This is a genomic window from Mesorhizobium sp. M8A.F.Ca.ET.181.01.1.1 (assembly GCF_004792025.1).
GTDB lineage: Bacteria > Pseudomonadota > Alphaproteobacteria > Rhizobiales > Rhizobiaceae > Mesorhizobium.
Map to the genome: position 1 here is coordinate 1 of NZ_SRTV01000352.1, position 279 is coordinate 279.

At 64.5% G+C, this 279-nt stretch carries 1 protein-coding gene; it reads left to right on the forward strand.

Annotated features, from left to right (window positions below; translation table 11 throughout):
- Nucleotides 1–279, forward strand: a 279-nt coding sequence (locus EN824_RS34935) for an NAD(P)/FAD-dependent oxidoreductase (RefSeq protein WP_189522305.1), incomplete at both ends; no start/stop codon positions are given.

Genomic DNA, 279 nt, shown 5'->3' on the forward strand with positions numbered 1-279 from the left:
CGCGTCTCGGTTCGGACGCCGTATGGGTTCCGGCGCTGGCGGAGAGAGGCGTGGCGCTTTCCCCGTTCCGCCCCGCCAATTGCGGTTTCGACGTTGACTGGAGCGATGTCTTCCGCTCGCGTTTTGCGGGGGAAGCGGTGAAATCCACCATCACCATTTCGCCAGCCGGAGCCTTTCAGGGCGAATTCGTCATCACGAAGCATGGTATTGAGGGCAGCGTGATCTACGCCCATTCCGCCGCGCTGCGCGACCGGCTGGACGAGGCGGGCAAAGCGTCGC